This window comes from Methylobacterium sp. A52T (genome assembly GCF_053346095.1).
On sequence record NZ_JBKFBI010000225.1, the window covers coordinates 1 to 5,579 of the forward strand.

At 74.2% G+C, this 5,579-nt stretch carries 6 protein-coding genes and 1 pseudogene; 5 read left to right on the plus strand and 2 right to left on the minus strand.

Features of this window, described 5'->3' with window-relative positions; genetic code table 11:
• Nucleotide 1: 1 nt before the first annotated feature.
• Genes ACLBYE_RS29240 through ACLBYE_RS29260 form a run of 5 tightly spaced genes read left to right on the plus strand, consistent with a single transcriptional unit; the run spans nucleotide 2 to nucleotide 5,034 of the window.
• Nucleotides 2-883, plus strand: a complete 882-nt coding sequence (locus ACLBYE_RS29240) for an ABC transporter ATP-binding protein (protein WP_447696837.1) — start codon at nucleotides 2-4, stop codon at nucleotides 881-883.
• A complete protein-coding gene (locus ACLBYE_RS29245) occupies nucleotides 880-1,773 on the plus strand; it encodes a branched-chain amino acid ABC transporter permease (protein WP_447696838.1) in 894 nt (297 codons plus the stop codon). The genes ACLBYE_RS29240 and ACLBYE_RS29245 overlap by 4 nt, the downstream gene beginning before the upstream one ends.
• Before the next feature lie 6 nt (nucleotides 1,774-1,779).
• Nucleotides 1,780-2,814: a branched-chain amino acid ABC transporter permease gene (locus ACLBYE_RS29250; RefSeq protein WP_447696839.1), complete on the plus strand. Its 1,035-nt coding sequence runs from the start codon at nucleotides 1,780-1,782 to the stop codon at nucleotides 2,812-2,814.
• Between the two features lie 33 nt (nucleotides 2,815-2,847).
• A complete protein-coding gene (locus ACLBYE_RS29255) occupies nucleotides 2,848-4,215 on the plus strand; it encodes an ABC transporter substrate-binding protein (RefSeq protein WP_447696840.1) in 1,368 nt (455 codons plus the stop codon).
• Between the two features lie 18 nt (nucleotides 4,216-4,233).
• Nucleotides 4,234-5,034 (plus strand): ABC transporter ATP-binding protein, encoded by an 801-nt coding sequence (locus ACLBYE_RS29260; protein ID WP_447696841.1) that lies wholly within the window; start codon nucleotides 4,234-4,236, stop codon nucleotides 5,032-5,034.
• 27 nt (nucleotides 5,035-5,061) lie between these two features.
• Here ACLBYE_RS29260 and ACLBYE_RS29265 read toward each other — a convergent pair whose 3' ends face one another.
• A complete protein-coding gene (locus ACLBYE_RS29265; protein WP_273563186.1) occupies nucleotides 5,062-5,283 on the minus strand; it encodes a hypothetical protein in 222 nt (73 codons plus the stop codon).
• A gap of 98 nt (nucleotides 5,284-5,381) precedes the next feature.
• A pseudogene (locus ACLBYE_RS29270) lies at nucleotides 5,382-5,579 on the minus strand (hypothetical protein); the annotation flags it as partial.

Genomic DNA, 5,579 nt, shown 5'->3' on the forward strand with positions numbered 1-5,579 from the left:
CTTGGCCTCCGACTTAGGCCCCGGCGGCGGCCCGCACCGGGACCGGGCGGACGCGGTCCTGTCGGTCGAGGGACTGTCCCTCGCCTTCGGCGGCACCGTCGCCTTCGCGGAGATCGACCTCGCGGTCGGGGCCGGCGAGATCCACGCCGTGATCGGGCCGAACGGCGCCGGCAAATCCTCGCTGATCAACGCGATCACCGGCCTCTACGCGCCGCGGGCCGGGCGGGTGCGGCTCGGCGCGGAGACCTTCGCCCGGGTGCCGGCCGGACGGCTCGCCGCGCTGGGCGTCGCCCGGACCTTCCAGAACCTCGCCCTGTTCGCGGGCCTGAGCGTGCGCGACAACGTCCTCGCGGGGCTCTCGGCCGCGCGGCGCTCCGGACTCGGGGCCCAGATCCTGGGCCTGCCCTCCGCCCGGCGGGAGGCGCGCGCGCACCGCGCCGCCGCCGAGGCGGTGATCGGACGCCTCGGCCTCGGGGCGGTGGCCGATCGCCCGGCCGGCAGCCTCCCCTACGGGCTCCAGAAGCGGGTCGAGCTCGGCCGGGCCCTGGTGGCCGAGCCGCGACTCCTGCTACTCGACGAGCCGATGGCCGGCATGACGGCGACCGAGAAGGCCGAGATGACCGGCTTCATCCGGGCGGCGCGGGAGCGGTCCGGGGCCGCGATCGTGCTGATCGAGCACGATATCGGCGTCGTCATGCGCCTCTCCGACCGGGTGACCGTGCTCGACCACGGCCGCCGCATCGCCACCGGCACGCCGTCGGAGGTGCGGGCCGACCCGGCCGTCATCGCGGCCTATCTGGGGCTCGCGGACGGGGATGCGGAGGAGGGCTGGGACAACACAGACACGGACGCGGATGCCGGCGCGGGCGTGGCCGCCGCATGAGCCCGGATCTCGCCTTCCTGATCGAGGTCGTCGTCGGCGGCCTCCTGTCGGGCGTCATGTACGCCCTCGTGGCGATCGGCTTCGTGCTGATCTACAAGACCTCGGGCGTGCTCAACTTCGCGCAGGGCGCGATGGTGCTGTTCGCCGCCCTCACCTTCGTGAGCCTGACCGAGCGCGGCCTGCCCGTCCCGGCGGCCCTGGCCGCGACGCTCGCCGCGATGGTGGTGGTCGGTCTCGGCGTGGAGCGCCTGGTGCTGCGGCCGCTCGTCAACCAGCCGCCCATCACCCTGTTCATGGCGACGCTGGGCGTCGCCTACGTGATCGAGGGTGCGGCCCAGCTCGCCTGGGGCACCCAGGTCCACGGGCTCGACCTCGGCATCGACGACACGCCGATCGATCTCGGCGGCGTGCTGGTCAGCCGGTTCGACCTGTTCGCCGCCGCGGTCGCGGGCCTGATGGTGGTGCTCCTCTCCGCCTTCTTCCGCTACACCCGCACCGGCCTCGCCTTCCGGGCGGTGGCGGACGATCCGCTCGCCGCCCTCAACACCGGCCTGCGCCTGCCCCGGATCTGGTCGGCGGTCTGGATCGCCGCCGGGATCGTCGCGCTGGTGGCGGGGCTGCTCTGGGGGGCGCGGCTCGGCGTGCAGTTCTCCCTGTCGCTGGTGGTGCTGAAGGCGCTGCCGGTGCTCGTGCTCGGCGGCTTCGACTCCGTCGCCGGGGCGATCGTGGCCGGGCTGATCGTCGGCGCGGCGGAGAAGCTGTCCGAGGTCTATCTCGGACCGGTCATCGGCGGCGGCATCGAGGGCTGGATCGCCTACGTGGCGGCCCTGGGCTTCCTGCTGGTCCGGCCGTCGGGCCTGTTCGGCCTGCGCGCCGTCGAGCGGGTCTGAGCCGCCATGGTGGCCTTCCCCCGCGCCGTGCCGCACCCGCACCTGTCCGCCGGGACCCTCGGCCTCGGCGCCCTGCTGGTCCTCGCCTACGGGATCGTGCCGCTCTCCGGCACGAGCTACCTGTTCGAGGCGCTGCTGACGCCGTTCCTGGCCCTGGCGCTGGCCGGCCTCGGGCTCAACCTGCTCACCGGCTATGCCGGGCTGCTCTCCCTGGGCTCGGCCGCCTTCATGGCGGTCGGGGCCTACGCGGCCTTCAACCTGTCGCTGCGCCTGCCCGGCTTGCCGCTCCCGGTGTCGCTCGTGCTCGCCGGCCTCGTGGCGGCGCTCGCCGGGCTGGTGGCGGGGCTGCCGGCCCTGCGCCTGCGGGGCTTCTACCTCGCGGTCTCGACGCTCGCCGTGCAGTTCTTCGTCGCCTGGGCGCTGAACCGGATCGGCTGGATCTCCGACGACAGCCCCTCGGGCATCGTCACCGCCCCCCGGCTGGTGGTGGCCGGCCTGTCCTTCGACGACCCACGCGGCCGCTACCTGGTCACGCTCACGGTGGTCACGCTGCTGACCTTCGTCGCGTGGAGGCTCGTGACCTCGCCCACGGGCCGGAACCTCGTGGCGATCCGCGACAACGAGACCGCCGCCCGCCTCGTCGGCGTGCGGGTCGCCCGGACCAAGCTCCTGGCCTTCGCGGCCTCGTCCTTCGTGATCGGGATCGCCGGGGCGCTGTGGGCCTTCGCGTATCTGCGCACCGTCGAGCCGGCGGGTTTCAACCTCGACCGCTCCTTCCAGATCCTGTTCATCGTGATCATCGGCGGCCTCGGCACCCTGCGCGGCGCCTTCCTGGGCGCGGGCTTCATCGTGGTGCTGCCCCTGCTCCTGTCGCGCCTCGGCGCGACGCTGCTCGGCGACGGGTTCGATTCCGGCACCCTGGAGATGGTCCAGCGCGTCGTCCTCGGCGCCCTGATCGTCGTCGTGCTGATCCGCGAGCCCGCCGGCCTCGCCGCCCTCCTCGACCGGGCGGGCCGCCGCCTCGGCCGCCGCGCTGCCTGATCCCCTCCCCGCCTGACCAACCCCAGGACGACCATGCCCCTGACGACCCGTCTCCGCGCCGCGCTCCTCGCCGGCACCGTCGCGCTCGCCGGCGCGGCCCCCCGGGCCGCTTGGGCCGACGAGCAGTATTTCCCGCTCCAGAGCTACCGGGTCGGCCCCTACGCGGCCGGTGGGACCGGCTTCTTCGGGGGCTTCATCGACTATCTCAACCTGATCAACGCCCGCGACGGCGGGGTGAACGGCGTCAAGCTCACCTGGAGCGAGGGCGAGACCCAGTACGAGGTCGAGCGCGGCGTCGAGGTCTACGAGCGGCTGAAGTCCCGGCCCGGCATCGCCGCCTGGAACCCGCTCTCGGTGGGCATCGCCTACGCGATGATCGACCGCATCACCGCAGACAAGGTGCCGCTGATCACGATCAACCACGGCCGGACCGATTCCACCGACGGGCGCGTCTTCCCCTACGTGTTCCCGCTGCTGCTCAACCCCTACAGCGAGACGAGCGGCATCATCCAGTATCTCGGCACCCGCGCGGGCGGCCTCGACAAGCTGAAGGGCAAGACCGTCGCGGTGCTCTACCACGGCTCGCCCTACGGCAAGGAGACGATCCCGATCTACGCGCGGCTCGCCGAGCGCTACGGCTTCACCGTCGCGCAGATCGAGGTGCCCCATCCCGGCAACGAGCAGCAGTCGCAGTGGCTCACGATCCGGCGCCTGCGGCCCGACTTCGTGGTGCTGCGCGGCTGGGGCGTGATGAACCCGGTGGCCCTGAAGACCGCCCAGAAGACCGGCTTCCCGGCCGACCGCATCGTCGGCAATGTCTGGTCGAACTCGGAGGAGGACGTGATCCCGGCGGGCGACGCCGCCAAGGGCTACGTCGCCATCACGACCCAGGCCTCGGGCACCGCCTACCCGGTGATCCAGGAGGTCGTCGGCAAGGTCTACGGGGCCGGCAACGGCAACCTCGCCGACCGGAGGCGGATCGGCAGCGTCTACCACAATCTCGGGGTGCTGAACGGCATCCTCAACGTCGAGGCGGTGCGGATCGCGCAAGCGCGGTTCGGCCAGCGCACGCTCACCGGCGACGAGGTGCGCTGGGGCTTCGAGCACCTGCGCCTCGACGAGGCCCGGGTGGCGGCGCTCGGCGCCAAGGGCCTGTTCCACTCGATCAACGTCACCTGCGCCAACCACGAGGGCGAGGGCCGCGTCACCTTCCAGCAATGGGACGGGGCGAAGTGGAACGTGGTGTCCGACTGGATCGCCCCCGACTGGGCGAGCCTGCGCCCGCTCATCGAGGCCTCGGCGACCGCCTACGCCAAGGAGCGCGGCATCACCCCGCGCGACTGCGCCGCCGAGGAGGCCGCGGACGCGGCCGGCAAGCAGGCCGCCGCGGCGGCCCGGTGAGCGCCCGGTGAGCGCCCGATGAGTGCCCCCCCGCCCCTCCTGCAGGTCGAGGCCCTGGAGATCGTCTACGGCGGGGCGGTGCACGCCCTGCACGGCGTCGACCTCGCGGTCCGGGCGGGGGAGATCGTCGCCCTGGTCGGCGCCAACGGCGCCGGCAAGACGACCCTGCTGCGGGCGGTGTCGAACCTGCTGCCGGCCCTGCGCGGCCGGGTCACGGCCGGGCGCCTCGCCTATGACGGGCGCGACGTGACGCGGACCCGGACCGACGTCCTCGTCCGCGCCGGGCTCGTGGGCGTGCTGGAGGGGCGCCACTGCTTCCGGAGCCTGAGCGTCCAGGAGAATCTGGTGGCGGGCGGGCTCGGGCGGGGCTCCGGCCGCGGCGGCGTGCGCGCCGATCTGGACCGGGTCTACGGCCTGTTCCCGCGGCTCGCCGCGAAGCGGGGCGTCGCCGCCGGCCTGCTCTCGGGCGGCGAACAGCAGATGGCGGCGATCGGCCGGGCGCTGATGGGGCGGCCACGGCTGCTCGTCCTCGACGAGCCGTCGATGGGGCTCGCCCCCCGCGTGGTCGAGGAGATCTACCGGGTGCTCGCCGGCCTGAACCGCGCCGAGGGTCTGACCCTGCTGGTGGCCGAGCAGAACGTCCGCCTCGCCCTGCGCCACGCCCACCACGCCGTGGTGCTGGAGAACGGGCGCAGCGCGCTGGCCGGCACCGCCGCGTCCCTGCGGGCGCGGGACGACGTCCGGTCCCTGTATCTCGGGGGCGCCGACGATGCCGGGGCCGCCGCGCTGCCGGAGACGGGCCGCCGCGCATCGGGCTGACGGTGCCGACCCGCGTCAGGCCTCGCGTCAGGGTTCCCGGTCGGCCCGGCGCAGGGACCAGAGCAGGGTGCCGTGGGCGTCGACCAGCCACAGGGCGTTCACCGCGTCGTCCTCGATCGTCAGCGAGCGGCTGTTGGCGAGGCGCACCGCCTCCTTCGCGTCCGCGGCCGTGAGCACCTCGTCGACGCGCGGCGCGCCGATCTCGCCATCCTCGCCACGAACCGCCCCGCGCAGGCGATAATCCGGCATCCGTCGAACCCCGTCTCCCCGCGGCCCGGCGCCCGTCCGGGGCGTGCCGCGCGTGCGAAGATAGGCGCCGGCGCGGCGTGTCGAGGGTCTGCGGGCCGCTACAGCCCGTCGCGGCTCGCTAGGATCCGCTGCGGCTCCGCGAGGAACAGGGCCCGCAGTGCGGCGGCCGATTCGCGGGCCGGAAGGTCGAGGGCGCGCCGCGTCGCGGCGATCCGGGCGGCGCAGTCGCCCGAGGGGGCCGCCGCTTCGGCCATCGACCGCGCGGTGCCCGGGCCCGCGGCGGGCGCGGCCGCCCC

Bases quoted from the DNA above. Each gene is read 5' to 3' on its own strand.
- ACLBYE_RS29265 (WP_273563186.1), bottom strand. From the start codon at position 5,283: ATGCCGGATTATCGCCTGCGCGGGGCGGTTCGTGGCGAGGATGGCGAG.
- ACLBYE_RS29260 (WP_447696841.1), top strand. From the start codon at position 4,234: ATGAGTGCCCCCCCGCCCCTCCTGCAGGTCGAGGCCCTGGAGATCGTC.
- ACLBYE_RS29250 (WP_447696839.1), top strand. From the start codon at position 1,780: ATGGTGGCCTTCCCCCGCGCCGTGCCGCACCCGCACCTGTCCGCCGGG.
- ACLBYE_RS29245 (WP_447696838.1), top strand. From the start codon at position 880: ATGAGCCCGGATCTCGCCTTCCTGATCGAGGTCGTCGTCGGCGGCCTC.
- ACLBYE_RS29255 (WP_447696840.1), top strand. From the start codon at position 2,848: ATGCCCCTGACGACCCGTCTCCGCGCCGCGCTCCTCGCCGGCACCGTC.